Annotated in this window: 25 protein-coding genes; 10 read left to right on the top strand and 15 right to left on the bottom strand. The window is 69.3% G+C overall.

Annotated features, from left to right (window positions below; translation table 11 throughout):
* The first annotated feature begins 83 nt into the window (after positions 1 to 83).
* The gene (map, locus tag MEBOL_RS14150) at positions 84 to 1,082 is read left to right on the top strand and encodes a type I methionyl aminopeptidase (protein ID WP_095977923.1); all 999 of its coding nucleotides are present in this window, start codon (positions 84 to 86) and stop codon (positions 1,080 to 1,082) included.
* Here map and MEBOL_RS14145 read toward each other — a convergent pair.
* The 3 genes from MEBOL_RS14145 to MEBOL_RS14135 form a co-directional block, all read right to left on the bottom strand.
* A complete protein-coding gene (locus MEBOL_RS14145) occupies positions 1,069 to 2,127 on the bottom strand; it encodes an MBL fold metallo-hydrolase (RefSeq protein ID WP_095977922.1) in 1,059 nt (352 codons plus the stop codon). The genes map and MEBOL_RS14145 overlap by 14 nt on opposite strands.
* Positions 2,128 to 2,142: 15 nt before the next feature.
* Positions 2,143 to 3,063 (bottom strand): aldo/keto reductase, encoded by a 921-nt coding sequence (locus MEBOL_RS14140; protein ID WP_095977921.1) that lies wholly within the window; start codon positions 3,061 to 3,063, stop codon positions 2,143 to 2,145.
* A gap of 111 nt (positions 3,064 to 3,174) precedes the next feature.
* Entirely contained in the window at positions 3,175 to 4,881 is a 1,707-nt protein-coding gene (locus tag MEBOL_RS14135; protein WP_157824011.1) for a metallophosphoesterase, read from the bottom strand.
* Positions 4,882 to 5,148: 267 nt separating this feature from the next.
* Here MEBOL_RS14135 and MEBOL_RS14130 point away from each other — a divergent pair, with 267 nt between their 5' ends.
* Positions 5,149 to 5,580: an acyl-CoA thioesterase gene (locus tag MEBOL_RS14130; RefSeq protein WP_095977920.1), complete on the top strand. Its 432-nt coding sequence runs from the start codon at positions 5,149 to 5,151 to the stop codon at positions 5,578 to 5,580.
* Here the strand turns inward: MEBOL_RS14130 and MEBOL_RS14125 are convergent.
* Positions 5,577 to 6,584 (bottom strand): hypothetical protein, encoded by a 1,008-nt coding sequence (locus MEBOL_RS14125; RefSeq protein ID WP_095977919.1) that lies wholly within the window; start codon positions 6,582 to 6,584, stop codon positions 5,577 to 5,579. The two genes, MEBOL_RS14130 and MEBOL_RS14125, sit on opposite strands and share 4 nt — an antisense overlap.
* 111 nt (positions 6,585 to 6,695) lie before the next feature.
* On the opposite strand from MEBOL_RS14125, the gene MEBOL_RS14120 reads away from it, so the two are divergent.
* Positions 6,696 to 7,103, top strand: a complete 408-nt coding sequence (locus MEBOL_RS14120) for an Mpo1-like protein (protein WP_095977918.1) — start codon at positions 6,696 to 6,698, stop codon at positions 7,101 to 7,103.
* Here MEBOL_RS14120 and MEBOL_RS14115 read toward each other — a convergent pair.
* A complete protein-coding gene (locus tag MEBOL_RS14115; RefSeq protein ID WP_170115507.1) occupies positions 7,100 to 9,073 on the bottom strand; it encodes a sensor histidine kinase in 1,974 nt (657 codons plus the stop codon). The two genes, MEBOL_RS14120 and MEBOL_RS14115, sit on opposite strands and share 4 nt — an antisense overlap.
* Before the next feature lie 285 nt (positions 9,074 to 9,358).
* Here MEBOL_RS14115 and MEBOL_RS14110 point away from each other — a divergent pair, with 285 nt between their 5' ends.
* Positions 9,359 to 10,297: an ornithine cyclodeaminase family protein gene (locus MEBOL_RS14110; protein ID WP_095977916.1), complete on the top strand. Its 939-nt coding sequence runs from the start codon at positions 9,359 to 9,361 to the stop codon at positions 10,295 to 10,297.
* 15 nt (positions 10,298 to 10,312) lie between these two features.
* On the opposite strand, the gene MEBOL_RS14105 is transcribed toward MEBOL_RS14110, so the two are convergent.
* Positions 10,313 to 10,570: a hypothetical protein gene (locus tag MEBOL_RS14105; protein ID WP_095977915.1), complete on the bottom strand. Its 258-nt coding sequence runs from the start codon at positions 10,568 to 10,570 to the stop codon at positions 10,313 to 10,315.
* Positions 10,571 to 10,787: 217 nt separating this feature from the next.
* Between MEBOL_RS14105 and MEBOL_RS14100 the strand changes: the two genes are divergently transcribed.
* Complete coding sequence (locus MEBOL_RS14100) at positions 10,788 to 11,060, top strand: YgaP-like transmembrane domain (protein WP_245919742.1); 273 nt, start codon at positions 10,788 to 10,790, stop codon at positions 11,058 to 11,060.
* Positions 11,061 to 11,101: 41 nt separating this feature from the next.
* Here MEBOL_RS14100 and MEBOL_RS14095 read toward each other — a convergent pair whose 3' ends face one another.
* The 3 genes from MEBOL_RS14095 to MEBOL_RS14085 all read right to left on the bottom strand — a co-directional run bounded on the left by MEBOL_RS14095 (position 11,102) and on the right by MEBOL_RS14085 (position 13,356).
* On the bottom strand, positions 11,102 to 11,800 hold the full coding sequence (locus MEBOL_RS14095) for a hypothetical protein (RefSeq protein ID WP_095977913.1): 699 nt from the start codon (positions 11,798 to 11,800) through the stop codon (positions 11,102 to 11,104).
* A gap of 93 nt (positions 11,801 to 11,893) precedes the next feature.
* The gene (locus MEBOL_RS14090; protein WP_095977912.1) at positions 11,894 to 12,811 is read right to left on the bottom strand and encodes an NmrA/HSCARG family protein; all 918 of its coding nucleotides are present in this window, start codon (positions 12,809 to 12,811) and stop codon (positions 11,894 to 11,896) included.
* Positions 12,812 to 12,885: 74 nt separating this feature from the next.
* On the bottom strand, positions 12,886 to 13,356 hold the full coding sequence (locus MEBOL_RS14085) for a hypothetical protein (protein WP_095977911.1): 471 nt from the start codon (positions 13,354 to 13,356) through the stop codon (positions 12,886 to 12,888).
* A gap of 482 nt (positions 13,357 to 13,838) precedes the next feature.
* Between MEBOL_RS14085 and MEBOL_RS14080 the strand changes: the two genes are divergently transcribed.
* Positions 13,839 to 14,807: a terpene synthase family protein gene (locus MEBOL_RS14080; RefSeq protein ID WP_095977910.1), complete on the top strand. Its 969-nt coding sequence runs from the start codon at positions 13,839 to 13,841 to the stop codon at positions 14,805 to 14,807.
* Positions 14,808 to 14,849: 42 nt separating this feature from the next.
* Here MEBOL_RS14080 and MEBOL_RS14075 read toward each other — a convergent pair whose 3' ends face one another.
* From MEBOL_RS14075 to MEBOL_RS14055, 5 genes are all read right to left on the bottom strand, one after another.
* Positions 14,850 to 15,461 carry a TIGR02265 family protein gene (locus MEBOL_RS14075; protein WP_095977909.1) on the bottom strand — a complete coding sequence of 204 codons (612 nt, stop codon included), beginning with the start codon at positions 15,459 to 15,461 and terminating at the stop codon, positions 14,850 to 14,852.
* A gap of 144 nt (positions 15,462 to 15,605) precedes the next feature.
* The gene (locus tag MEBOL_RS14070; protein ID WP_095977908.1) at positions 15,606 to 16,304 is read right to left on the bottom strand and encodes a c-type cytochrome; all 699 of its coding nucleotides are present in this window, start codon (positions 16,302 to 16,304) and stop codon (positions 15,606 to 15,608) included.
* A complete protein-coding gene (locus tag MEBOL_RS14065) occupies positions 16,301 to 17,542 on the bottom strand; it encodes a YncE family protein (RefSeq protein WP_095977907.1) in 1,242 nt (413 codons plus the stop codon). Before MEBOL_RS14065 ends, MEBOL_RS14070 begins: the two co-directional genes overlap by 4 nt.
* Complete coding sequence (locus tag MEBOL_RS14060; protein ID WP_095977906.1) at positions 17,539 to 18,141, bottom strand: hypothetical protein; 603 nt, start codon at positions 18,139 to 18,141, stop codon at positions 17,539 to 17,541. The genes MEBOL_RS14065 and MEBOL_RS14060 overlap by 4 nt, the downstream gene beginning before the upstream one ends.
* Entirely contained in the window at positions 18,138 to 19,553 is a 1,416-nt protein-coding gene (locus MEBOL_RS14055) for a WD40/YVTN/BNR-like repeat-containing protein (protein WP_095977905.1), read from the bottom strand. Before MEBOL_RS14055 ends, MEBOL_RS14060 begins: the two co-directional genes overlap by 4 nt.
* Before the next feature lie 196 nt (positions 19,554 to 19,749).
* Here MEBOL_RS14055 and MEBOL_RS14050 point away from each other — a divergent pair, with 196 nt between their 5' ends.
* The 4 genes from MEBOL_RS14050 to MEBOL_RS14035 all read left to right on the top strand — a co-directional run bounded on the left by MEBOL_RS14050 (position 19,750) and on the right by MEBOL_RS14035 (position 23,612).
* Positions 19,750 to 21,321, top strand: a complete 1,572-nt coding sequence (locus MEBOL_RS14050; protein ID WP_095977904.1) for an LVIVD repeat-containing protein — start codon at positions 19,750 to 19,752, stop codon at positions 21,319 to 21,321.
* A gap of 18 nt (positions 21,322 to 21,339) precedes the next feature.
* Positions 21,340 to 22,062: a class I SAM-dependent methyltransferase gene (locus MEBOL_RS14045; RefSeq protein ID WP_245919740.1), complete on the top strand. Its 723-nt coding sequence runs from the start codon at positions 21,340 to 21,342 to the stop codon at positions 22,060 to 22,062.
* A 71-nt stretch (positions 22,063 to 22,133) separates the two neighbouring features.
* Positions 22,134 to 23,060, top strand: coding sequence for a DUF2381 family protein (locus MEBOL_RS14040; RefSeq protein WP_095977903.1), 927 nt, complete (start codon positions 22,134 to 22,136; stop codon positions 23,058 to 23,060).
* 201 nt (positions 23,061 to 23,261) lie between these two features.
* Positions 23,262 to 23,612 carry a hypothetical protein gene (locus MEBOL_RS14035; protein WP_342747767.1) on the top strand — a complete coding sequence of 117 codons (351 nt, stop codon included), beginning with the start codon at positions 23,262 to 23,264 and terminating at the stop codon, positions 23,610 to 23,612.
* Between the two features lie 95 nt (positions 23,613 to 23,707).
* On the opposite strand, the gene MEBOL_RS14030 is transcribed toward MEBOL_RS14035, so the two are convergent.
* On the bottom strand, positions 23,708 to 24,058 hold the full coding sequence (locus tag MEBOL_RS14030) for a DUF2019 domain-containing protein (RefSeq protein ID WP_095977901.1): 351 nt from the start codon (positions 24,056 to 24,058) through the stop codon (positions 23,708 to 23,710).
* Positions 24,059 to 24,103 lie beyond the last annotated feature (45 nt).

The raw sequence follows: 24,103 nt of genomic DNA, 5'->3' as shown, positions 1-24,103 counted from the left end.
TGTCCCGGTGACCCGCGGGCGGCCAGACAGGAGCCCGCACGGGGTGTGGCTTCGACCGCGCTCAGCGGTTATAGGTCCATGTCATGAACGACGTTTCCACTGCTCGAGTCCCACCGGCCGTCCCGCCCAAGCCCAACGACGTGTGTTGGTGCGGCAGCGGTACCAAGTACAAGAAGTGCCACCGGGGCTCGGACACCGTGGAGGCGCGCAGGCGAGGGCCCGATGCTCCCTCGCGGGGCATCCGTCCAGGCCTCATCAGCCCCATGCGTCCGGTGCCCGCCCACATCCCGCGCCCGGACTACGCCGCCACCGGCCGTCCCTCCCGGGGCCCCCTGCCCCCCGAGGTGAAGAGCCCGGACGTCATCGCCCGCATGCGCCGCGCCTGCAAGGCCGCCGCCGAGGTGATGAACGTGACGAGCACCTTCCTGCGTCCCGGCATCACCACGGACGAGATCGACGCCATCGCGCACGAGGAGTACATCAAGCGCGGCGGCTACCCGAGCCCGCTCAACTACCACGGCTTCCCCAAGTCCCTGTGCACCTCGGTCAACGAGGTCATCTGCCACGGCATCCCGGACAGCCGCCCGCTCGAGGACGGCGACATCATCAACCTGGACATCACCATCTTCCTGGATGGCGTCCATGGGGACTGCTCGGCCACGTACTTCGTGGGCAACGCGGACGCGGACAGTCAGCGGCTCGTGCAGGTGACGCGCGAATGCCTCATGCTCGGCATCCAGGCGGTGAAGCCGGGCCGGCCCATCAATGACATCGGCCGGGCCATCGAGGCGCATGCCACCCAGCACAAGATGGGCGTGGTGCGCGCCTATTGCGGCCACGGCATTGGCGAGCGCTTCCACAGCTCGCTGCAGATTCCCCACCACTTCGATCCCGAGGCCAAGACGATCATGGAGCCCGGGATGACGTTCACCATCGAGCCGATGATCACCCTCGGCCACTGGCACCACCGTCAGTGGGACGATGGCTGGACGGCCGTCACCGCGGATGGCAGCCGCACCGCCCAGTTCGAGCACACCCTGCTCGTGACGGACACCGGCGCGGAGATCCTCACCGTCGCCTGACGGCGCGCCACCACGGGTCCACGCCCTCCGTCCGCGAGGGCTCCACCGGGGCGCCCGCGCGTGGCATCACCAGGCGCACGCCCTGTTCCGCCCCGAGCCGGACCAGCGTCTCCGCGGGCTCGTCCCAGGCGTGCAGCGCCAGGTTGAACGTGCCCCAGTGCACCGGCAGGAGCGCTCCGCCTCCGAGCAGTTTCAGCGCCTCGAGCGCGTTCTCCGGCCCCAGGTGGATGTCGCCCCAGGCCGGGTGGTACGCGCCCACCTCCAGCATCACCAGATCGAAAGGGCCGAGCCGCTGGCGGATCTCCGCGTACTCGGCCGTGAGGCCCGTGTCCCCGCTGAAGAAGACCTTGTGCCGGGGGCTCTCCACGACGAAGGACGACCAGAGCGTGCGGTTGCGGTCTCCCAGGCCCCGGCCCGAGAAGTGTTGGGAGGGGGCGGCGGTGATGCGCAGCTCGCCTCGTGGCAGGGTCGCCGATTCCCACCAGTCCAGCTCGGTGATGCGCTCGGGCGGGATGCCCCAGGCCTCCAGGTGCGCTCCCACGCCGAGCGACGTGTAGAAGGGCACCGGCGTGCGCGCCAGCTCGAGGATCGTCGGATGGTCCAGGTGATCGTAGTGGTCGTGCGAGACGATGACCGCGTCCAGGGGCGGAAGCTGCGCGAGCGTCACTGGCATGGGCTGGAAGCGCTTGGGTCCGAGGAAGGACGAGGGCGAGACGCGCTCGCCCCAGACGGGATCCGTCAGCACCCGGAGTCCACCCAGCTCCAACAGCACGGTGGAGTGTCCGAGCCACGTCGCCCTCAGCCCCGTGTCCACGGGCCGGGCCCAGGTCTCGAGCGGACTCTCCGTGGGCAGGAGCCCCGGGGGCTTGCGGTCGTCGCCTCCCCGGAAGTACTCGCCCATCGTCGAGAACGTGGTGCCGGGCTTGAGCCCCGAGCCCACCCCGGTGGTGTTGCGGAAGAATCCGTCCCGGAAGAGGGGGGACGCCGACATGCGCTCGAGGCGGAGGCCCTGGGCCTTCCCGCCGAAAACAGAACCCTTGGACATGGTTCGCACTTTCTCTCAACCCCGGGTGAGGGTGTCCACTCGGGCCAGCTCCTCCGCGTCGAGCCGCCAGTTCGCCGCCGCCACGTTGGCGCGCACCTGCTCGGGCGAGGTCGCCCCCGCGATCACCGACGCCACCGAGGGCCGCGTGAGCAGCCACGAGAAGGCCAGCTCCAGCAAGGTGTGGCCGCGCGACTCCACGAAGCGGCGCAGTTCCTCCACGCGGGCGACGTTGCGCTCCGTGCGGAAGCGATCGGCGAGCCCGCCCTGGCTCAAGCGGCCGCCCTCGGGAGGGGCCTGTCCCGGGCGGTATTTGCCCACGAGCAGTCCGCTGGCCAGCGGGAAGTAGGGCAGGAACGCGAGCTGGGTGCGCTCGGTCTCCGGCAGTACCTCGGCCTCGGGATCGCGATGCAGGAGGCTGTACTCGTTCTGCACGCTCACGAATCGCGCCGCGCCCGGTTTCACCCCGGAGCGCGCCTCCTGGAGCTGGGCCGCCGAGAAGTTCGAGCAGCCAATCTCCCGCACCTTCCCCGCGCGCACGAGCTCGTCCAACGCGCCCAGCGTGTCCGCGATGGGCACCTCGGGGTCCGGGACATGGAGCTGGTAGAGGTCGATCCGGTCCGTGCCCAGGCGGCGCAGGCTCCCCTCCACGGACTGGCGGATCGCCTGGGGGCTCGCGCTCTTGCTCCGCGCGTCCCGGTGGGCGCCAAACTTGGTCGCGAGCACCACCGCGTCGCGGCGCTTGCCGAGCGCTCGGCCGAGGAACTCCTCGCTCTGTCCGTCGCCGTAGATCTCGGCGGTGTCGAAGAAGGTGATGCCCGCGTCGAGCGCCGCGTCCACCACGGCCGCCGTCCCCTGGGCATCCAGGCGCCAGCCAAAGTTGTTGCACCCGAGCCCCACCACCGACGCTTCGAGTGAGCCCATCTTCCGCGTCTCCATGCCGTCCTCCTCGTGCCCTGGGAAGACCCGAAGGGGTCCTCGAGCGGGTGGGATGCCAGGGCCGCGCCGGGGTTGCGCGGGGGCTGGTCGCTTTTCCTCCAGGGAGGCGGGCTAGTCGCGAGGCCTCACCCGGATGGGCGGCTCGATGAGCACGGGCCCGGTGGCGCGGGGATCGTCCGGCTCGTAGGCGGGCTCGTAGGGCCCCGCGTTCGTCTCCTTCCACTTGCGCGGCACCCGCTCCAGGCCCACGGGGTACACCGTGAGCTCGCCGTCGCGGTTGATGCGCAGGCGCAGGAAGTTCTTCCAGTCGGGGATGGCCAGCGAGATGAAGGCCTCGTTCGAGTGGGTGCCGAAGCCGTTGACGCTGATGGTCAGGTACAGGCCCATGACGAAGGGCCCCACGAGGAAGCCGCCCAGGAAGGTGAGCGCGCAGCCCATGAAGAACTTGGTCCAGAGCGGCACCCACCCCGCGCATCCGGCATCCGTGGGATCGATCCAGGCCAGGGCCTGGGGTTGGGGCTCGGCGCAGATGCCCAGTCCACTGACGATGAAATAGAGGGAGGACCAGGCCACGAAGAACGCGGTGATGATGTGCGCGAGTCCATGCAGCGTTCCCGCGAGCATCCGTCCGCGTCCGAACGCGGGATCCGCCAGGCCGATGAGCCCGCCGATCGTCCCGAGTCCCAGCACGAGCGACCAGGGGCGGTGCACGATGGAGGCGGCCACCATGCGGATGGCGTCGGGAAGCTGGGCCGCGCCGTGGTGCCCCAGCTCCGTGAAGGTCGCCAGCGCGAGCAGCAGGTAGAGCGCGCCCGTGAGCAGGCCGAAGAGCGGACTGTGCCGGATGAGCATCAGGTTCTGGCGCGCCAGCTTCATGGACGTCTTCTCGTCCGGGAAGCTCTTCTGCAAGGTGTACCCGTCGCGCAGCCGCTCCGCCTTGGGCGTGTGGGTGGGGTGCATGAAGGCCCCGCCTCCGCCCGCGGTGATTTTGTGCCGGCCCTCGGGGTCCTCGTGCCGCCGGTAGTGGTGCAGGTCGCCCGCGAGGAAGAGGCTGATGCGCCGGCCGAACACCTTCTCCTGGAGGTAGTCCAGGTTGTTCTCCAGGTAGCCCCGGGGCCGCTTCGCGGTGGCCGCGAGGATCCACGCCGGCTCCGCGTTGCAGAGGATGACGCGGTCCCCTGGCTGCATGTGCGTGGCCATCTGGCGGAAGTACTCCACCTGGGGCACGTCGATGTCGTTCTCCAACTGCACGTCCGTGCCCACGAGCCACCAGCCCCGGGGCAGCTTGAGCGCGAAGTAGCTGCGGCTCTGGCGCGTGCGCCGTCCGGCGAGCCAGCGGTTGGCGCAGAACAGCCGCATGAAGGCGGACAGGCCGTCGTACCAGTCGTGGTTGCCGGGAATGGCGAACAGGTCCGGACTGGGCGCCGGGGAGCGCGCCATGGCCTCCTCGTAGGGCTGCACCAGGCGCTCCTCGTAGGTGTCGCGGCTGGCGCCCGGGTACACCTGGTCTCCTCCGAGCACGAGGATGCGGCCGCGCTCGAGGGCATGCGTCTGGCCGCGTTCGTCCGTGAGCTCCAGCGAGGGCTTGGCGAGCAGCCGCGCCACGGCATAGGTGGGGTTCCACCCGTCGCCGGTGTCCGAGACGTAGTCCAGCCAGAAGTCCTCGCCCGCGGCCTCGTCCGAGTAGTCGAAGAAGAGCGGCTGGGGCCGCACCACGGCCTCGATGAGGCGGTGGTCCGCGCGGGCGCCGAACACGGCGGCCACCAGCGCGTCCAGGCCCGTGCGGATGAGCTGCGCGGGGTGCAGCCACTTCACCATGTCCACGTGCCGCTTGGGCCGGGTCGTGGTGCCCGAGGGCACGAAGAGGATGCGATCGCTCTCGGGTGCGTCGTGCGTGCTCGGGGAGGACTGCTTCTTCGCGGTGCCAGGCTCGTGCGATGTCACTTTAGGTCCGACGGTCTCCCATGCGGCTCGTCCGGGTCAACTCCCCCACCCGGGGACGCTCGCCTCTCGGTTTCCGAGAGCAGGCGGGCAAGGGAGCGGATTCGGATTGCCCTGGCGCGCCCCGCGTGGTGCATGGAGTCCATGACCGACTTTCCCATCTCCGTGCGCTTTCCCATCCATTGGGTGGACATGGATGCTTATGGCCACGTGAACAACGCGCGCTACCTCACCTGGTTCGAGGCGGCCCGTATCGCCTACATGATCCGGGTGGGGCTGGTGGCGCCCGACATGCAGCGCATCGAGGATGGCGTGGGTCCCATCATCGCCACGGCGAACGTCGACTACCTGCGCCCGGTTGCCTTCCCGGCGGAGCTGGAGGTGGGGGTGCGCGTCACCCGGATTGGCACCACCAGCATCACCATGGAGTACGCGGTGGATGACGCGGGCAGCGGGGTGCGCTACGCGAAGGGGGGCACGGTGCTCGTCGTGCTGCGCTACCCCGAGTACGCCAAGGTGCCCGTCCCCCCGGACATCCGCGCCGCCATCGAGAAGCTCGAGGGCCGCGCCTTCTAGCCCTTGCGGGCGTCCGCGGGGGCGTTGGGGTGGCGCTGGAGCAACTGGCGCAGCTGGGGCTGGCGGCGCACCGCTTCCTGCTTGAGCAGGTGGGCGATGAGGACGGGCGGCGCCGCGCTCCAGCGCGCGAGGTTCTGGATGAGCAGGGGCGAGCGGTAGACGCGCCCGCACAAGAGCGACGCCGTCTTTCCGTCCACCGGCATGCCCGAGAGCGCGCCCAGGACCCGGCCCTCGGTCAGGAGGATGAGCTCCACGCGTTCCTCGGCGGGCGCGGTGGTGAAGCGCGAGCGCAGCACCTCGCGCGCGGTGCGCCGGGTGCCCTCGGGCACGTCCCGATCCACCGCCACCTTGAACTGCTCCATCAAGCGGCGCCCCGCCCACAGGCGGCGGAAGAGGCTCGAGGGGAGCTGGGGATTGCGCACGAGCCAGCGGCGTACCCCGGCGTCCGAGGCGAAGGCCGCGCGGCCACACAGGGCCTCCAGCCCCACGGGGTTGGCATGGTGCCGGGCGATGAGCCGTGCATGGGCCAGCCCCACCCGCGTGTTCTCCATCACCGAATGGATGACGGCGGGCACCGGGTCGAAACACAGCGCGGACAGCTCCGGGTCCACCGCGTCCCGGGCGAGCCGGGCCCGCTCATCCGCGGCGAGGGGGTGCAACCGCCGCTCGAAGAGCTGGCGGAAGGTGCCCGTGGCGGCCTCGGCGCCCTCGTCCTCGGTGGGGATGTCTTCGTCCCCCGCCGGAGTGTCCTCGGAGGGGGGTGGGTCCTCGGGGGGTGGAAGGGGTTGCTCGGCGGGTGGGGTGGGTGCGTTGAGCACCGCGCCGTGGGCGATGAGCCGCGCGAGGATGGCCTGGATGCGATCGGCGGGCAGTCCCGTGAGGGCCGTCAGGTGCCGCACGGGCGTGGTGCCATCCAGCCGGGAGAGGACGAAGCCCTCCTCGGGCGTCAGGGGAAGTCGGGCGAGCGAGGCGGCGGGAATGGGCTTGGGCGTCCAGTCGTTCACGTTGCATCTCCCCCGAGACCCTCTCCAGCCTAGGACGAATGACGCGGAAGCGCCAAAGGGGTGGAGGCAAGGGTTGACGAATGGGGCGTATCCGGACGCAGAATCCATCCTATGACTGAGCGAATCCCGACCTACGCTGAGTTCTGGCCGTTCTACCTGCGCGAACATGCCCTGCCGAGCACGCGCTGGCTGCACTTCCTCGGCACGTCGTTGGGCGTGCTGACGGCGGGTGCGGCGGTGGCGACGGGCAATGCCTCGCTGATCCTCCCGGCGGTGGTGTCGGGCTACGGCTTCGCCTGGGTGAGCCACTTCTTCGTGGAGAAGAACCGCCCGGCGTCCTTCAAGTACCCGCTGTGGTCGCTCGTCTCCGACTTCCGCATGGCGGGCCTGATGCTCCTGGGCCGGCTGGACAAGCACCTGGCGCGCGCGGGCGTGCGCGACGAGGATGATCAGTCGGGCGGTCACCTCCAGCCCGTGCCCATCCCCGTGCGCACGCAGCACCGCCGTCACGATCGCTAGCGGCCCCGGGGCAGCCGGAGCGTGAAGGTGGTGCCCTCGCTCGGCCTCGAGCGCACCTCCACCTCGCCCCCGTGCGCCCGCGCCACCTGCTGGACGATGTAGAGCCCCAGGCCCACGCTGCGGGTGGCGGCCTTGCCCTTGGCGCCATGGCGGAAGGGCTGGAAGAGGGTGGCCCGGAGCTCGGGCGCGATGGGCTCGCCCTCGTTGTGCACGGACAGGCTCACCTCGGCGTCGGTGCCCGCGTCCTCGACCTTTACGTGCACGGGCGTGTCCGGATGACCGTGCTGCAGGGCATTGCCCACCAGGTTTCCCACCACCTGGGCGAGCCGGTCCGGATCCCACCACCCCCAGGCATTGCCTCGCGTCTCCAGCTCCAGGCGCCGGTGGGGGTGGGCCACCTGGAGTTCCTCCAGGGTGCTCCGGCAGAGCTCGTGCAGGTTCACCCACTCGCGATGGACGGGCAGACCGCCATTGCCGCCGCGCGCGAAGTCGAGGATGTCGCTGAGCATGCGCGCCATGCGCGCCGCGCTGTTGCGGATGCGCTCCACGGCTCGCCGCGAGCCATCGCTCAGGGACGCATCCCGCCGCAGCAGCGTGGCCGAGGCGCTGATGGCGTTGAGGGGGTTGCGCAGGTCGTGTCCCACCACGCCGATGAGTTGCTCGCGCAGCTCGCCCGAGCGGCGCAGCGCCGTCTCCACGTCCTTCTGATGGGTGATGTCCACCAACACGCAGCCCAGGCCCACCACCGCGCCGTCCGCGGCGCGCACCGGGTAGTAGTTGCCCAGCCAGTGATGGGGGCTTGTGTCCAGGGGCTGTCCGGTGAACTCGTGGTTGGACACGGGTTGGCCCGAGTCCAGCACGTGGCGGAAGACGGGCTCGAGCAGCTCGGCGACCCAGGCGGGGGCCACCTCGCGCAGGGAGCGGCCCAGCTGCTCCGCCACCGGGGGGCCATTGAGCTGGGCCAGGGTCTCGTTGATGCTCAGCACGCGCAGCTCCCGGTCCAACAGACCGATGCCCACGGGCGATGCCTCCAACAGGGTGTCCAGCTGGGCCAGTGAGCGTTGGGCGGTGGCCCTCGCCAGGCGCTCGCGCTCGGCCAGCTCCGCCTGCACGATGAAGCTGGTGGCACGGGTCATCATGACGCGGAAGAGCAGCTGATCCGACGGGCTGAAGTCGAAGACGGTGCGCGAGCACATGTGGGCCACGCCGATGAGCGTGTCGCCTTGCAGCAGGGGAATGCTGTAGGCGGCGCGCACGCCCAATTGACGCACCAGCTCCGAGCGCAGCTCCGGGTGGTTCGCCACCATCCTCACCAGCTGGGGACGCCGCTCGTGCGCGACCTGGCCGCTCAGTCCCGCGTCCACGGGCAGGTGGAAGCCCGACTCCATCGCCCGGTGTGAGCCAATCCCCACCGCCGCGCGCAGCCGCAGCTCGTTTCCCTCGCGCAGCAGGATGGAGGCCCCATCCACCGCCATCACCGCTTCCTGGAGCACCCGCAGCAGCTTGGGCAGGAAGCTGTCGATGTCCTCGCTCTCCAGCGTCGCCTCGGACACGCGCTCGAGCGCCTTGAGCATGCGCTCGTGGACGTGGGAGTAGAGGGTGGTGGCCCGGATGAGGCCCTGGTCCAGGATGTTGTTGAGCAGTTCCAGCTCGGAGAGTCCCGGCCAGAGTCCCTCGCGCATCAGTCCCCGGAAGATGCAGTGGCGCAGAATCGCGTACTCCAAGGCGATCTGGCTCAGCCCCTGGCCGTGCTCCAGCCGCAGCAGGGCGTGCTCGTCGGAGAGGGCCAGGGGCAGTGACACCCCCTCCGCGGAGGGGTGCTCCGCCGCGTCGGCCAGGCGCTCCAGGAACTCGGGCAGGTGGTCGCGCAGCACGGCCTCCTCGTGGGGCTGCTCCGGCGCGCGCTCGCGCAGGGTGGTTTCCCAGTCCAGCAGCAAGAGCTCGCGGTGTTCGCGAAGGAACTCCGCCAAGGGCGAACTCCCCCCGGTCCCAGGTTCACGCTCCTGGTGCGATGGCGATGGATCCCGCTCCTGCATGCGCGCACTCCCCCAGGGCCCCCGCTCCCCCTCGAAAATGTCCACGAGGAGCCGCCCCGGCCTGTGTTCTCGCGATACAGGACGCAACGCCCGCGCGGCGCCCGGCGTTCCCCTCGACATCCGGAAAGGCCTGCGTCCGGCACTTCGTCTGGCTGATCCGCTTTCCGGTGAACAGTTGACCCACGGGGGGAGAGGGGAACCGGATAGGGTGGACACGAGATGAGCACGCTTCTACTGACCCGCACCGACGTCCAGCACTCCATGGATGCCCTCACGCTCCTGGAGGAAATGCGCGAGGCGTTCCGCGCCGAGGCCGCGCACCGGGATGCCCCACCCCAGTCCGTCCAGGCCTCCCCCCAGGCCGGGGGCCTCGTCCGGGTGTCCTTCCCCGGCACCCTTCCGGGGATTCCCGCCTACACCGTGAAGCTCCAGACGGCGTCCTCCAGTGGGCCGCCCGCCTCGCGCGGCGTGGTGCATCTGCATGCCCTGGACACGGGCGCGCTCCTGGCGGTGTTGGACGCCGGGCACCTGCTGGCCCTGGGCACGGGCGTGGTGGGCGCGCTGGCCGCGGATGTGCTCGCCCGGCCCGATGCCTCGCGCGTGGCGTTGATTGGCGCGGGGCCCCAGGCGTCCATGCAACTCAAGAGCCTGCGGCTGGTGCGCAGCCTGCAACACGTGCGCGTGTATGACGAGGCGCCCGCACGGGCCGTGGACTTCGCCGCTCGCATGTACAAGGCACTCGACCTGCCCATGCGGCCCGCCATGTCGGTGGAGGAGGCCGTGGAGGACGCGGACCTCGTCATCACCGCGACGAGCGCGCGCGAGCCCCTGCTCTTTCCAGGCATGCTGCGGGGCGGCACGCACGTCACCGCCGTGGGAGCGGACGGGCCGGGGCGCGCCGAGTTGTCGGCGGGGCTGCTGCGCCAGTCCTCCTTCTTCTGCGATCATCCGGCGTGGAGCACCCTCCTGGGCGAGACGCCGGTGCCCACCGCGCTGGGCGAGGTGCTGGCGGGCGCGAAGCCGGGCCGGCGCGACGCGGCCGAGGTCACCGTCTTCGGCGCGGTGGGGCCGCCCTGGCAGGACCTGGTCGCCGCCTGGCATGTCTATCAGGGCGTGCGAGGAGACGACGCCGCGCGGCGCGTGGACTTCGAGGCCTGAGGCCCCGTGCACGGCTCAGTGCGTGGTGCGCTTCGCCGGGCGTTCAATCTCCCGGGGACCGGAGAGGAGGCTGTCCGGTCCATGGTTCAGGTACACCTCGTCGGCGACGATCTCCCGCACATCCTCCAGGGGGACGGCGTAGCCCTTGCGCCAGACGAGCATCCCCTTCTCGACGATGAACTCCTCGTCCGTCACCTCGACGACGTAGCCCAGCTTCTCGCCGCGATGGGTCCACACCGGCATTCCCTCGTGCAACTCCGAGCGCTCCACCATGTGCCGTCTCCTCCTACCCGGGCCGCGCTCCCGGGCGGCCCGCTCCCGCTTTCAAGCTAGGGATCCCGGCTTGCTTCGGACACTGGGCGGGCGACCGGGCATGGGTCGAGGGTTGGCGGGTGCACGGACCTGGAGGTGCCCCTGGCGGGTGCCGTCCCTCCAGGCGCATGCCCATCTTCCAAGGTACATGGGAGGTGTGTGAATGCTGATGGGATGGATGGCTTCGAGGACGGGGCGCTGGACGCGGATACTGGCCGGTGCCTCGCTGGTGGTGGGAGGGCTCGCCCGGGGCTCCGGGGCGGGCCGGTTGATCGCGCTGGTGGGTCTGGTGCCGCTCGTGGGGGGGACCCTGGACTTCTGTCTGATGGGACCCTTCTTCGGCCTGCCCCTCAAGGGAGAGGCCATCCGCCGCAAGGTGGGCCGCATTGGCGAGGACTCGCTGCTGCCCCACCCGCCGCTGTTCATGGAGCGCCCCGCGCTGCTGCACTAGCCGTGGCGGGGGCGCGGGGGGCGCCCCTTCCGGGAGCCGGCTCAGGAGCGCACGTGGAAGGGAATGTCGAGCGTGCCGAACTGCTCGCCGGTGCGCGCGTCCACGAGCCGCGCCCGCAGGGTGACCTGGCTCTCGCGATCGCCCACGCTCTGGAAATAGAGGAAGCCCGTCGTCGTGCCTCCCGGCGTCAGCGTGCCCTGGGGCAGGGCCTCGCGGAGCATGTCGCGCGTGGGCAGCGGCTGCGGAGGCGGCCGGTACCAGTAGGCGTAGGGCCCGTAGAACGGGTCATACAGCGGGTTGTACCAACCCATGCCGTAGAAGCCCGGGCCCCAGGCGAAGCCCGGCGCGACGCCCACGGCCTCCTCGCCGTTGACGTCCTGCCCGTCCGCGCCCGAGCCGCCCACGCCCGTGAGGCTGGCATCACTGAGCTGCTCGCTCTTGAGCGCGGCGTATTCGAAGCGCGAGGCGCCCACCAGCGCGAAGTCCGCCGTGTCGATGCGCAGGGGCCGCTCGCCGTGGTTCTCCAGGCGCACCTCCACCGGCGTCAGGACGCGCTCGAGATCGGAGGGGTTGCCGCGCCAGGAGTCGCCCCGGGCCACCAGCAGCACGCCCTGCTCTTGCGCGAGGGGCGCGCCCTTGGGCGTGGTGGGCGAGGTGGCGAGCGGTTGCAGCGTGGGGGTGGTCGCACAACCCGCGGACAGGATCGCCGCGAGCAATGGCCGGAAAGCGCGCGTACGCATGAGAGAGTTTCCTCCTACGGTGAAAAGTAGGAGGGGTTCGGAGCGGATGCGGGGCCCCTCCAGAATGTCCGCCCGCCCACTGGGCGGGCAGGGTCAGGTGAGCGAGGGCTCGGCCGCGACGGTGCCTCGCCACGTGGTGCCCAGCAGCGCGCGCCAGTCCTGGGTGCGCGCCCAATCCTCGAAGGTGTGCCAGCCCACCTCGGGGTAATCCTGCCTGAGCAGGGGAATGGGGACGTGATAGCCCTCGCGCGCGAGCCAGTCATACATGCGGGCGAGGTCCTCGCTGCGCGAGCGCACCGCCTCCAGGGGCACCTGCTCGTAGCGGATCTTGTGCTCGCCCACGTAGGAGATGAGCGCCGCGGCCTGCTCGCCCGTCACCTCGTCCGAGGCGACCTCGATGCGCCGGCCGATGAACTCCTCGTCGCTCTCCATCACCCGGACGCACATGGCGGCCAGGTCCGCCAGGGCCACCATCTGCAGTCCCCGGTGGGGGGGCAGCGGCAGGGCCAACACGCCCTCGTGCATCCGCTGGGCGAAGAGCGGACCGAGGAAGTTCTCCATGAAGAAGACGGGAGCCAGGATGGTGTAGGGCAGGGCGCCCGCGCGCAGGTGTTGCTCCACCACGTGTTTCGTCTCGAAGTGCGGCACGCCCGTGGCCTGCTCCGCGCCCGCCACCGACGAGTAGACGAAGTGGCGCACGCGGGAGAACTTCGCCGCGTCCACCAGGTGGCGGCCGTGGCGGACCTCTCCCTCCAGGCCCTCCTCGCCCATGGGCGTGGCCATGGCGAACACCGTGTCCACCCCGGACATGGCCCGCTCCAGGCTGTCGGGGTCATCGAAGTCCCCCTGTACCAGCTCCGCGCCCAGCTTCCGCAACTCCCGGGCCTCCACGGATAGGGAGTCGCGGGTGAGCGCGAGCACGTGATGGCCCCGCTTGAGAAGGAGACGCGTCACCGCCCCTCCCTGTTGACCGGTGGCGCCGGTCACCAACACCGTGAGCAGTTGGTTCATGTGGGCTTCCTCCAGACATATTCACTCAAGCTGTTCACGAGTCGGGCGGGGGACGAGACCCGGGGCGCCCGGGCTCAATGCTTGCCGCCTGACCGATTGGTCACCTCCTTCGCCACCTTGAGGGCTCCGGACACCGCGTCGCCCGCGAGCTTGCGGGCGCCCGCGATCGGATGGCCCTGGGCGGCCTCCTTCGCCGCGCCCAACACGCTGCGCACGGCGTCGCGCGCCAGCTCCTTCACGCGCTCGGGGGCGGAGACCTCGGCGCCAGTCTGGGGCGCCGCCTCCTGGGCGGGCTCCTGGGCCGACTCCTGCTCCTGCTGGGCGGGTGCCTCCTCGGCCCGCATGTGCTTCTTCATGTCGTATTCGGCGCGGCGCTGCTGGTAGCGCTCCTCGGTCTGCGCGTGGGCATGGCCGTAGCGCACCTCGCCGCGCGTCGCCTCGCTCTTGAGCGGCAACTGCTTGTCCTGGTGCGCTTCCTCCTCCTGCCGGGTGGAGTGGCTGGGGCCGGACACGGTGGAGGGCTCGATGCGGAAGGTCTTGGTCATGGTGATGTCCTCGCGCCTGGGCGCTCAATAAATGGAGTCTCACCAAGGTAGGTCCTCTCGCCGACTGGTGAACGGGCGGGCGGCGGGCGGGCGGACGAGCCCCCACTCGCCAGCTCTTCCGGCGGAAGAACTTCCAGATGGGCCGGGGACCGGGTCCTCGCTGAACCTCCCCCCTGGCTTTCCGGCGGCGGCATTCCCACCCGGGCGGGCTGGACGCCTTTCAATCCCAGACGTGGATTCGTCCCGTCGGGCGCGGGCTCCCCGCACGGACGTTTACTCCCTCGCGGTCGCGTGGGACCGGGGCCGGGCGGGTGAGGAGGGACCTGCCGGGTCATGGCCACCACCCGGGGAAACGGGCCACAGCGACGGGTAGCCCACGAAGCCGGACGTCCACCCCTGTCCCCAGGGGAGGGGCGAGGCACGGAGTCCGGGGGGCTCGGGCCTTGCACTTCCGGCAACGCACATCGCCGGGGGGAGACACGATGCCCATCTATTCGCCGCCCACGCTGTTCTGTCCCTTCTCGCCCGAGCTGCACCCCTGCCTGCGGCAGCTCGAGGGCGAGACCCTGGCACGCTGGGAGGCGTACCTGGGAGCGCACGCGCGGCACGCGTTCTTCCAGAAGTTGAGGGAGGCGCGCTTCCCCGAGCTGCTGGGCCGCTGCCACCCCACGGCCTGTCCCGAGCGGCTGTGCCTGGCGCTCGACTTCCTCATCTGGAACTTCGCCTGGGATGACCAGCTGGACGTGGGCGACGTGTCCGCGGACTGGGTGCGCGAGCAGAACTGGCAGGCGCTCGCGGTGTTGCAAGGCGCCCAGCCCGCGCACGACGCGCCACCGCTCTTGTGGCTGCTCGTGGACATCCGCGCGCGCATGGTCGAGCGGATGCCGCGCGCGTGGATGTGGCGCTTCGTGAAGGCGTGCCGCGCCTACTTCCTGGGCACGTGGCGCGAGGCCCAGGTGCGCGGCGATCGCCTCCGTCTGGACGTGGCGTCGTACATCGAGCTGCGCCGGCTGTCGGTGGGCACGTCCATGGTGTTCACCCAGGTGGAGGCCATCGAGGACTTCGTGCTGCCCGACGAGGTCCTCTCCCATCCGGCGCTCGTGCGGCTCATGCATACGGCCACGGACGTCATCGCCTGGGCGAATGATCTCTTCTCGTTCGCCCAGGATCGGGAGGACGCCTTCCACCCGAACCTGGTGTTCTCGCTCCAGCACGAGCGGGGGATCGGGCTCCGGGACGCGCTCGGCCTGGCGGTGCGCATGCACGACACCGCCGTGCGCTGCTTCCTCTTGCGCGAGGCGGGCCTGCCCTCGTTCGGCGAGCACGACGCCTCGGTGTCCCGGCTGGTGCTGGGCCTGCGCCGGTGGATGCGCGCCAACGTCGACTGGTCCCTGGAGACGGGGCGCTACCAGGAGGCCCCGGACGGCGCCGAGCACTCGCGGGTGGCGTGAGTGCGCGAGCCTCCGGGTCCACTCGTCATGCCCTCCGGTCCGCTACTCCCAGGAGAACTCCACGGTGCAGTCCGTGAGGCTCACCTGGCGGCTGAGCACCTGGCCCTGGAGCTTCGCGGACGAGAGGATCTGCTGCACGGAGCCCGCGAAGTAGGGGGCGGGCAGGGCGTTGGTGTACGTGAGCCGGCCGTGCTTCGGGCCGATCCACTTGAGCGCGCAGCCGCCATGGTCCCACGCCGTCTTGTAGGCCGTGGGCATGCTATCGATGAGCCGCCGGGGGTCCTTGCCCACGAGCGACATCAACATCTTGCCGGTGGTGGACTCGAGGAAGCGCGGCGCGGCGCGGAAGCCCAGGTACTGCATCGCGCTCGAGAAGCCCCCCTGGTCTCCGCTCAGCTCCTGCGCGGCCGTGTAGCTCAGGCGCAGGAAGGCCGACACGGGGTAGGTGAAGAAGGCCGTGAAGGAGGGGATGCCCACCGCCTCCAGACACCGCTGGTGGGCATGCCTGCCCAACTGGTGCTTCACCGCGTCCAGCGCGGTGAGGAAGAGAAAGCCGCGCGTGGTGTCCCGAGGTCCCACCAAGGCCTGCCGCCGCTGCAACTCCTGCGACGGGTCGAACGCTCGAGCCTCTTGTCCCATCGACGTGCCCATCATGTTTGACTCCCCCCGGTAATGCGGAACCCGGCCTTCCGGCCGGTGATCCACGGTGTTCGGGGATTTCTAGCATGACGGGCAATGCCTTGACCGCTGCCCACGGAATCCAGACAACTGCCCGAGGCCTCGCAATCCTCCGGGGCATCACAGCCCGAGGTAGGACAGGAGTGCTCCCAGGTCCTCATCCGACAGGGCTTCCAGACTGTAGGGCGGCATGTTCCCGCCCACGCCGAAGAAGCGTCCGTGTCGCACCTTCTCGATGAACACCAGGGCCGGGGTGGCGTTGGGGAAGAGCTGGCCGTACTCGCGCGACACCTCGGGCAGCACGGGCGCCAGCGACGTCAGGCGTCCGGTGCCGGTGCTGCGCTCGCCGTGGCAATCCTGGCACGCGGCCTGGTACACCTCGGCGCCCCGGTTCTTGTCCCCGCGAGGCACCTCGGCGATGTCCCGCACGAGCGTGAGGGGCTGCGCGGGCGAGGTGCTCTCGGGGCTCAGGCTCACCAGGTACTCATAGAGGGCCCGGCTCTTGGGATCCTCGTCCCCGAGCGGCGTCGTGCCCCGCATGAAGGCCGTGTAACAGAAGTTCACCGCGTCGATGAGCCGCACCTCGTAGCCGCCCCACCAGCTGGGCCGGGACGCGGCGCCCACGAGCGACAGGCCCGTGTACATCTTCTCCCGGGCCTGCGCGTCCGAGGTGGCGTGGCACGTGGCGCAGGAGAAGGCGTTGTACTGACTCTCCGACAGCAGGGGATCCTTGAAGAGCGCCTCGCCGAAATCCCGCGCCGGCGTGGGCCCGCACCCCGCCATCACCCCCAACGCCATCGCCCACGCCCACGCCCTCATGGTCTTCTCCTGAGAATGCCCACCGAATCCGGGTAGATGCCCACCTTCACCGTCCTCACCACCTCGCGCGTCTCCAGATCCAGCACATGCAGTGTTCCCGGACCCACGTGGTCTCCCTCGCACACCGCCAGCGCCCGCCTGCCCTGGGGCAGGAGCGTCACCTGGTGCACGTTGAGACAACCCTCGGGTGCCAGTTCGATTGTTTCCTTAACAAAGGATTTTTCTCCGGTCACGTCGATGATGGCCACGGCGTCCACCCGCTGGAAGGGCATGTAGAGTGTCCGCCCGTCCGCACTCACTTCCCCGAACATGGGGATGCCCTGGCGCAGCGGGTCCGCTCCCTCGGGCACCACGGAGCGCTCCGGCACGATGCGCAGCGTGTGGGGGTCCATCGCATACACGGTGGGACCGTTGAGGGTGCTCACCCACAAGGGTCCATCCGTGTGGGACGTGGTGAGCGCATAGGGGGAGTGGCGCGGTGACACGGGGCTTCCCGCCTGGGGCAGGGGCACGAGCGTGACGGGGTAGGCCGGGTCATCCAGCCGCACCACGGCCACCTCGTCCGAGATGCAGGCGACATAGGCACGCGTCTCGTCCGGAGACAGCCGCACCGCGTGCGGCGCCGGGCACACGGACACCTTCTTCTTCACCTTCATGGTGTCCGTGTCGATGATGGCCAGGGTGGCGTTCATCTCCTCGCGCGAGCCGCCCCGCCTGGCCACCTCCTGCACGCGCAGCAGATCGAAGTGCGTCTGGTAGAGCGTGCGCCCGTCCCGGCTGAGCACCAGGTCGCCCGGGTTGCGGTCCACGCGCGTGGAGGCCACGAGCTGGTTCGTCGTGGCGTCCAGCTTGAGGCAGTAGCCATCCGCGGTGCCGGTGCCGTGCGCGCCGTGGGGACCCGAGCCCGCGCCGGGCACCGAGTAGGACAGGCCCACGTAATAGAAGTCCCCGTCCGGGGCGAAAGCGGCATGGTGCGGCCCCTCGAGCTCCACGGGGTTGAGGCCCACGGGCACGCGCGCGAGCTCACCCCAGGCCGGGGTGTCGAGCGAGTCCAGCGCCAGCAGGCTCACGGTGTCGTCCATGCTGTTGGTGACGACGATGCGCCCCTCGCCGATGGGCGGCAGATGGGGCCCCTGGGGCCAGGGGTGCTCGTGGGCGTAGTCGAGCGTGGGCTCGGAGTCCGCGCAGGCGCCGAGCACGAGCGGCACGAGGAGCCGGGTGAGCAGGAGCCCCTTCATGGCGCGCTCCGGCGGAAGGCGCGCGGCGGATCCAGGCGGTAGGGGCCCTCGGTGACGGTGTTCTGCAGCAGATAGGCGCGCGTCACCTGGAGGGTGAGGGTTTTTCCCGCGTGCTGGCCGAGGACGGCCCAGGACTCGGCGTCCGGCTGCCACGTCAGCTCCGAGGTGAGGATCTGCGCCACGGGGCAGGCGCGGTCCGGGGTGAACACCTGCGCCCAATAGATTTCACCCGTGTAGGGCGGCAGGTGGGCATGGGCCGAGGGCAGGAGCCAGTCACCCAGCCACTCGAGGGGGCGGAAGGCCCGGGGGCGCGGCGCGGGAGGCGTGGGGCGCAGAGCCTGCGGCAGGCTCCAGGCCCAGGTGGGAGCGGGCGCGCCGGCCGGGTACACCTCGCCCTCGGTGGGACTGGCCAGGTAGACGGAGCCCGAGGTGTCCAGGGGCTTGTTGCTCACGTCCACCAGGGCACGCCAGGCCTCGTCCGTGGCCTTGCCGCCGTAGAGGGGTTCGGCGCAGACCTCCGGCGTCTTGTCCTCTCCGCAGGCGGAGAGGGCGAGGGCCAGGGCGACCGCGCGGGCGGTGCTCGGGGCTTTCACGTTCATGGGGTGTGCTCCGGGTGGGTGCGGCGGAAACGGCGCGGGAGGGCGAGGACGAGCAGGGCGAGGAGGGATGCGCCGCCTCCCGTGGAGGAGCATCCCTTCTTGGGAGGAGGCGGGGGGTTCTGGACGCCCGGGCCCGGTGGGGGGCCGGAGTCTCCGGCGTCCGGGCCGCCGGGGTGCGGCTCCCCGGCGTCGGGCGTGCCGGCGTCCGGCGAGGGCCCGGTGGGGGGCAGGGAGGGATCGGCCTCGATGGTGGGGGCGAACTGGGGCCAGCGGCTCCGGCAGACGTCATGCCCCGGAGTGCCCGCGGGGCAGGCCGGGGGCTTCATGTCGGGCAGGTTGAAGACGGGGGTGTACGAGTCGCCGTCATCGGCCGTGGTGGCCAGGGCCCAGTCGTGCAGCCGCGAGGCACCGCAGACGAAGAGCACGCCGTCATGGCGCTCGGCGCAGGCGTTGCCGTCGGGCAGCGAGAGCATGGTGGCGCGGGTCTCCCCGGCGCGCACGCGGAACAAGCGCGTCTGGGTGGCGGCCCAGGCGGTGTCGCCATCCTCGGAGACCTCCATGTTGATGAAGGGCTCGTCGAGTCCGTCATGCTCCTGCTGGAGGGGGTGGATGATGGAGCGGAAGGTCTGCCCGCCGTCGCGGCTCTCCAGGATGTACGTCCAGATGCCGGAGTTCTCCGACGAGGTGACCCGCGCCCAGAGCCGGTCGGGATCATGATCGGCCACCTTGAGGACGAACAGGTCATAGGGGCGCGAGGTCGTCGGGATGTCGGAGAAGGGCTGGGGGAACGTCTTCCAGGTGAGCCCTTCGTCGTCGCTGCGGTGGATGCGCAATCCGTCTGGCGTGCTGGCGGACACGTAAAGGCGCGTGGGGTCCGAGGGGGCCACCTTCACGCTGGGGTAGACGTCGGTGTCGCTGGACAGGGAGGTGAGGGCGAACGTCTCCCCACCGTCATCGCTGCGGTACAGGCCGTTCCTCGTGCCGGAGCGGCCGGTGGTCACCCACAGGCGCGAGGGGTTGGACACGGGCGAGGCGAGACCGATGGGCCAGAGCACCTTGTCCTTGGCGCGCGCGGGAGTGAAGAACGGGTGCTTGGTCCAGGTGCAGCCACTGTCCTTGGACAGGATGAGGTCCGAGCCGGTGGCGGCGAGCAGGGTGCCATCGGGCTGCCAGAGGTAGGTCTCGGGGCGCCAGCCGCCGTAGGACAGGGCCTCGGGGCAGAGCCAGCTCCAGGTCTGGCCCCGGTCATGGGAGATGACGGCGCCGAAGGTGGCCCCCAGGAGCATGTCATCGGGGTGATCGCGGCGGACGGTGAGACTGGTGGTGTCGGGGTAGCCGTTGTGCGCGAGGGCGGGGAGGGCGTGCAGCGCGAGCGGAAGCAGCAGGAGCCCCGCGCGGCGGAGCGGATTCATCGGTCTCATGAGGAGCACTCCGGGGGGCCTTCACGATAGACGCGCGGAGAGGCGGGGTACACCCCTGTCAATGCCCGCTTGTCCCTCCGCCGGGCGGGTCTCCGACAAACGGACGCCGTTTTCGTCGTACGTCGTTTTCGACGTACGTCGCCTTCGACGTATGTGCTGAGCAGGCGGACTCAAGAGGAGTGCTCGAATGAAGAAGATGCGAGGGGTCCACTCGGCCCTGATCGCCGCGATGGTGGTGTCGGGTTGTGGCTCGGACCCGAAGCCGGTCACGACCCCGCCGGGAGCGTCCGACGCACAGGGGGACTGGAAGGATCCGGGCCGCTACGCCGCGTGCAAGGTGTTCTCGGTGCAGGGGGTGGAGTGCGGAGACCCGGAGGTCTTCAATCTCGACGCCTGTGACAAGGCCTCGCTGGCGGGACTCGCGCGTGATGGTCTCTATACCCTCGTCTATCGGAACGAGCGGACGCCTCCCTCCATCTCCGCGGGCGCCCTCCGCCTCTCTCCCTACGGACATCTCAGCTCGTACCGGGGCGTGGTGCCCTCGCGCTACCACATCGACGACGAGAGCTTCTACCTGTCGAGCACGCGCGAGCTCTCCACGTCCGTCAGTGCGCGCGACGCCCTGGTGGGCTGTCACGTCGAGGGCAACCGGCTCCATGGCTGTTATGCGACCTGCCGCAACGGGACGTTCACCGGCTATGGCACCTTCATGGCGGAACGGTGGACGCGGCGCGCGGGCGAGGCGGAGGCCTCGGGCCTGCGGCTCGCGTCCGAGTCCTTCGTGGCTCAGGGAGAACCCGTGGATGTCTACGTCACCCACGGCCATGCCTACGTGGTGTCCCTTCCGAGGGGTGACACGCCGGGGGGCCTGTCGGTCTTCGACGTGAGCAACCCGGCCGCGCCCGTGTTGAAGACGACCCTCAGCCTGCCCAGGGACAACTACTGGAACGGCGTGTGGTCTAAGGGCAACGCGCTGTACGTGGCGAGCGCGGACACGGGGGTCATCACGTTCGATCTGACGAACCCCGCGTCTCCCCAACTGCTGCGCAGCCTCCCCTCGGGAAAGGGCGCGATCGACGTCCACACCGTCTTCGTCGAGGGCGAGCGGCTGTACGCCATGTCCGTGTCTCCCGTGCCGAAGACACTCTTCTTCGACATCCGCCAGCCCACCGAGCCCCAACTGCTCGGTGAGTACGTGGAGCCGGGAGCGGGCGTGGACGGGCGCGTGGGCTTTCCCCACGACGCGCTGGCGCTGGAGGGACGGCTGTACATCAACCACTGGTCGGGCGGCTACCTGGTGGTGGACGTGAGCGACCCCACGGAGCCGAGGAAGCTGGGGGCGTTCACCTATCCCTACGCCACGAGCCACGCGAACGCGGTGGGCCACTTCGGTGACCGGCTTATCGCCTTCGAGGGCGGCGAGAACTGGGGCGCGCACCTGCGGGTGCTGGACGTGACGGATCCGGCGAAGCCGGTACGCATCGGCGAGTACAAGCTCTCGGACAACGTCTCCATCCACAACATGCTGCTCGTGGGCCAGCGGCTCTACATCGCGCACTACCAGCATGGCGTGCGGGTGCTGGACGTGTCGGTGCCGGAGACGCCTCGGGAGGTGGCCTACTACAACACCGTTCGCGAGACGGACCCGCACCGGGGCGAGTCCTTCTACGACGGGGCGGTGGGCATCCGGGTGCCGGGAGACGGATACGTGTATGTCATCGACACGTCTCGGGGGCTGCTCATCTTCCCCGAGCCCTGACCTTCCAAGGAGACCGTCGTGACCCCTCTCTTCCGTGCCTTGAGCCTGCTCTCCACCGCCGTGCTGCTGGGGGCGTGTGCGCACCGCGCCGCTCCGGAGTCCCACGGTGAGGCCTCTCCTCATTTTCACGAGGAGCACCACCGGGCGCATGTCTCGCCGAGCATGCCGCACCGCTTCGAGGACGCGGAGGAGTGGGCGAAGCGCTTCGACGAGCCCGGGCGAGACATGTGGCAGAAGCCCGACGAGGTGGTGAAGGCGCTCGGCCTGGACGCGGACGCGAAGGTGGCGGACATCGGCTCGGGGACGGGCTACTTCGCGGTGCGCCTGGCGCGGGCGGTGCCCCAGGGGCGGGTGTATGGCGTGGACATCGAGCCCGACATGGCGCGCTACCTGGGCGAGCGTGCCCGGCGCGAGGGGTTGAGCAACCTGGAGGCGGTGCTGGCCTCGCCGGACGACGCGAAGCTGCCCGAGCCGGTGGACGTGGCGCTCATCGTGGACACTTACCACCACCTGGGCGATCGCTTGGCCTATCTCAAGCGGTTGGGCGAGAAGCTCACGCCCGGCGGGAGGGTGGCCATCGTCGACTTCCGCGTGGACTCGAAGAAGGGACCTCCGGCGAAGCATAAGCTGTCACCCGAGCGGGTGGAGGAGGAACTGCGCGCGGCGGGCTTCGTACCCGTCCAGTCGCACGACTTCCTCCCGGACCAGTACTTCCTGGTGTTCCAGCGCCAGACGCCCTGAGCTGGAACATTCGCCGGAGCGAAAGCACAGGGACCACTTGTGAGGTCAGCCCCGGTTGGGCTACTTCTCCCATGATGAGCACTCGATTTCTTCGGAGATGGCTGTCGGTTCTGCTTGTGCTGTGGGCGCTGCCCACGATGGCGGAAACGACTCCGGTGCACAGGGCCATCCACCTGACGAAGAATCCCACGCGAGAGGTGCCGGACGTGCATGTGGCCGGTGGTCGGGTGACCACGCTCCGGTTCGAGCAGCCCTGCGACCCGGAGCGGACGAAGCTCTTGGGTTGGGAAGGCCGCTTCGAGCCCCTGGCGGTATGGGGACGCTCCGTGTCCCTGGTCCCGTTCAAGGACCTGTCCCCGGGAGACCGTTTCCTTTTGCTTGTCACGATGAGGGATGGCACCGAGTTACCGCTCACCGTGACAGGTGGTGGCATGCGGTGGGATGCACAAGTCGATGTCTTCTCGGATCCAGACTCGTCCGAGGCCGTTCGCGTGGCGCTTGATGAAGTACGCGAGCGGAACCAGACGCTCCACGAGGAAAACCTCCGCCATCGCGAGGAGGAAACCTCGGTGGACCACGCGCTCGCGGCGCTCCTGGCGAGGAATGAGATCTCGATGACGCCGTTCCAACCCTTCGACGCGGTGTGGTTGCTCGAGGAGGGGATGAAGATCCGTATCTCCGTGCTTACTTCCCGGAAGAAGGCGACCAGGAAGAAGGTGGCCATTGTCTTCAAGGTGAAGAACACCGATTCCGAGACGCCCTGGACGCTGATGCGGGCTCGGGTCGAGGCGCTCATGACCGAGAAGGAAAGGCCTTTCGCGTTGCGTGCCTTTCCTGAGTCGATCTCCCCGGGAGAAACGGGCCGTGTCGCCATCGTGGCGGACCTGTCTTCATTCGACTCGAAGAAGGAGGGTGACAGACTTGTATTCACGCTCTTCCGGGATGAATGGCGCCACTTGGGCCGCATCGTCCTGTACGTCGACGCCTTGCCTCTCTGAGCCGCTGACTTCTTGATTCTGACTTTGTTGCCCCGGCTGGAAAAGTTAAGACTCCCCACTATGTCCTCTACGAAAACAATTTTCCTTTCAGCTATCGTGGTCGTGTCGAGCGCGGGGATGGGGTGCGCGGGCTCGGGAGTATCGACGCGGCCGGATGGCAGTCCAGGCCCTCAGAAATGCTCGGAGAAGGCGCTGGAAGCCATGCGCTATCTCCGGCTCCGTCCTGGGGATGGCTCCTTCGCGGTTGTTGACGCGAACCAGAACAGCCAGGATTCGATCTCCGTCAATGATGGCCCTGTCGAGAGCATCTTGAGCGATGAGTTGGATCCGCTGCCTCCCGGGACTCGGTTGTATGGGCAGATCTGGACGGGTGGGCCCAACGTCGTCATCCGCTACTACGAGGCGCGTCCTCCCGATGGAGATCCAATCCCGATCTGCGCCGTGGCTCGCTTGGGTCGAGGTCAGCTCAAGAAGATGCCGGGCTCGTCTCCTGGGAACGCGATACTCGAGTTCTACCAGACGGGTGTCTATATCGTTGACGGGTTTCGTTGAGGCGGTGACGTGACGGCACGTGGCAGCGGCCCAACGATCTGGTGAAAGCACTCTGTCTGGCGGAGGACGCATCACGCTTCCGCCATTGCATTCACTTAGTCAACATCCAAGCTCCAAGTCCCCTCGTTCCAATACTTCAACGCCTGGGTGGCCTCGAAGGGGATCATTCCCTTGTTCTTCGCTGCCTCCTCCAGAACAGGCAATGCCTGTTCTGGCCGTTCTGAAAGTAGATAGATCGCTGCCTTCACGCGTACATCCATGCGCGAGTGCCCAAGAAGAATCGCAAGTGCATTCCGACCGGTGTCGCCATGTTCGCACAACTTCTTGTAGGCGGCGACGTAGCGCTTGGCATGCTTGTTCCCTGCTTTGGCATCTCCATTCCAGATCGCGTCGGTTTGCGCCGAAACGTTCTGAGCGAAATCTTCCGCCAACTCATCCAACTTCATCTCCACACTCCATCTCGGATGTTCTCGATTGCCCGAAGTCCGAAT

The sequence above is a fragment of the Melittangium boletus DSM 14713 genome, assembly GCF_002305855.1.
GTDB classification, from domain to species: domain Bacteria; phylum Myxococcota; class Myxococcia; order Myxococcales; family Myxococcaceae; genus Cystobacter; species Cystobacter boletus.
This window is presented reverse-complemented; position numbering and strand designations above follow the sequence as displayed.

Coding starts and splice junctions, on each gene's coding strand:
- map (WP_095977923.1), top strand. CDS start 84: ATGAACGACGTTTCCACTGCTCGAGTCCCACCGGCCGTCCCGCCCAAG.
- MEBOL_RS14145 (WP_095977922.1), bottom strand. CDS start 2,127: ATGTCCAAGGGTTCTGTTTTCGGCGGGAAGGCCCAGGGCCTCCGCCTC.
- MEBOL_RS14140 (WP_095977921.1), bottom strand. CDS start 3,063: ATGGAGACGCGGAAGATGGGCTCACTCGAAGCGTCGGTGGTGGGGCTC.
- MEBOL_RS14135 (WP_157824011.1), bottom strand. CDS start 4,881: ATGGTGAAGTGGCTGCACCCCGCGCAGCTCATCCGCACGGGCCTGGAC.
- MEBOL_RS14130 (WP_095977920.1), top strand. CDS start 5,149: ATGACCGACTTTCCCATCTCCGTGCGCTTTCCCATCCATTGGGTGGAC.
- MEBOL_RS14120 (WP_095977918.1), top strand. CDS start 6,696: ATGACTGAGCGAATCCCGACCTACGCTGAGTTCTGGCCGTTCTACCTG.
- MEBOL_RS14110 (WP_095977916.1), top strand. CDS start 9,359: ATGAGCACGCTTCTACTGACCCGCACCGACGTCCAGCACTCCATGGAT.
- MEBOL_RS14105 (WP_095977915.1), bottom strand. CDS start 10,570: ATGGTGGAGCGCTCGGAGTTGCACGAGGGAATGCCGGTGTGGACCCAT.
- MEBOL_RS14100 (WP_245919742.1), top strand. CDS start 10,788: ATGGCTTCGAGGACGGGGCGCTGGACGCGGATACTGGCCGGTGCCTCG.
- MEBOL_RS14095 (WP_095977913.1), bottom strand. CDS start 11,800: ATGCGTACGCGCGCTTTCCGGCCATTGCTCGCGGCGATCCTGTCCGCG.
- MEBOL_RS14090 (WP_095977912.1), bottom strand. CDS start 12,811: ATGAACCAACTGCTCACGGTGTTGGTGACCGGCGCCACCGGTCAACAG.
- MEBOL_RS14085 (WP_095977911.1), bottom strand. CDS start 13,356: ATGACCAAGACCTTCCGCATCGAGCCCTCCACCGTGTCCGGCCCCAGC.
- MEBOL_RS14080 (WP_095977910.1), top strand. CDS start 13,839: ATGCCCATCTATTCGCCGCCCACGCTGTTCTGTCCCTTCTCGCCCGAG.
- MEBOL_RS14075 (WP_095977909.1), bottom strand. CDS start 15,461: ATGATGGGCACGTCGATGGGACAAGAGGCTCGAGCGTTCGACCCGTCG.
- MEBOL_RS14070 (WP_095977908.1), bottom strand. CDS start 16,304: ATGAGGGCGTGGGCGTGGGCGATGGCGTTGGGGGTGATGGCGGGGTGC.
- MEBOL_RS14065 (WP_095977907.1), bottom strand. CDS start 17,542: ATGAAGGGGCTCCTGCTCACCCGGCTCCTCGTGCCGCTCGTGCTCGGC.
- MEBOL_RS14060 (WP_095977906.1), bottom strand. CDS start 18,141: ATGAACGTGAAAGCCCCGAGCACCGCCCGCGCGGTCGCCCTGGCCCTC.
- MEBOL_RS14055 (WP_095977905.1), bottom strand. CDS start 19,553: ATGAATCCGCTCCGCCGCGCGGGGCTCCTGCTGCTTCCGCTCGCGCTG.
- MEBOL_RS14050 (WP_095977904.1), top strand. CDS start 19,750: ATGAAGAAGATGCGAGGGGTCCACTCGGCCCTGATCGCCGCGATGGTG.
- MEBOL_RS14040 (WP_095977903.1), top strand. CDS start 22,134: ATGATGAGCACTCGATTTCTTCGGAGATGGCTGTCGGTTCTGCTTGTG.
- MEBOL_RS14035 (WP_342747767.1), top strand. CDS start 23,262: ATGCGCTATCTCCGGCTCCGTCCTGGGGATGGCTCCTTCGCGGTTGTT.
- MEBOL_RS14030 (WP_095977901.1), bottom strand. CDS start 24,058: ATGAAGTTGGATGAGTTGGCGGAAGATTTCGCTCAGAACGTTTCGGCG.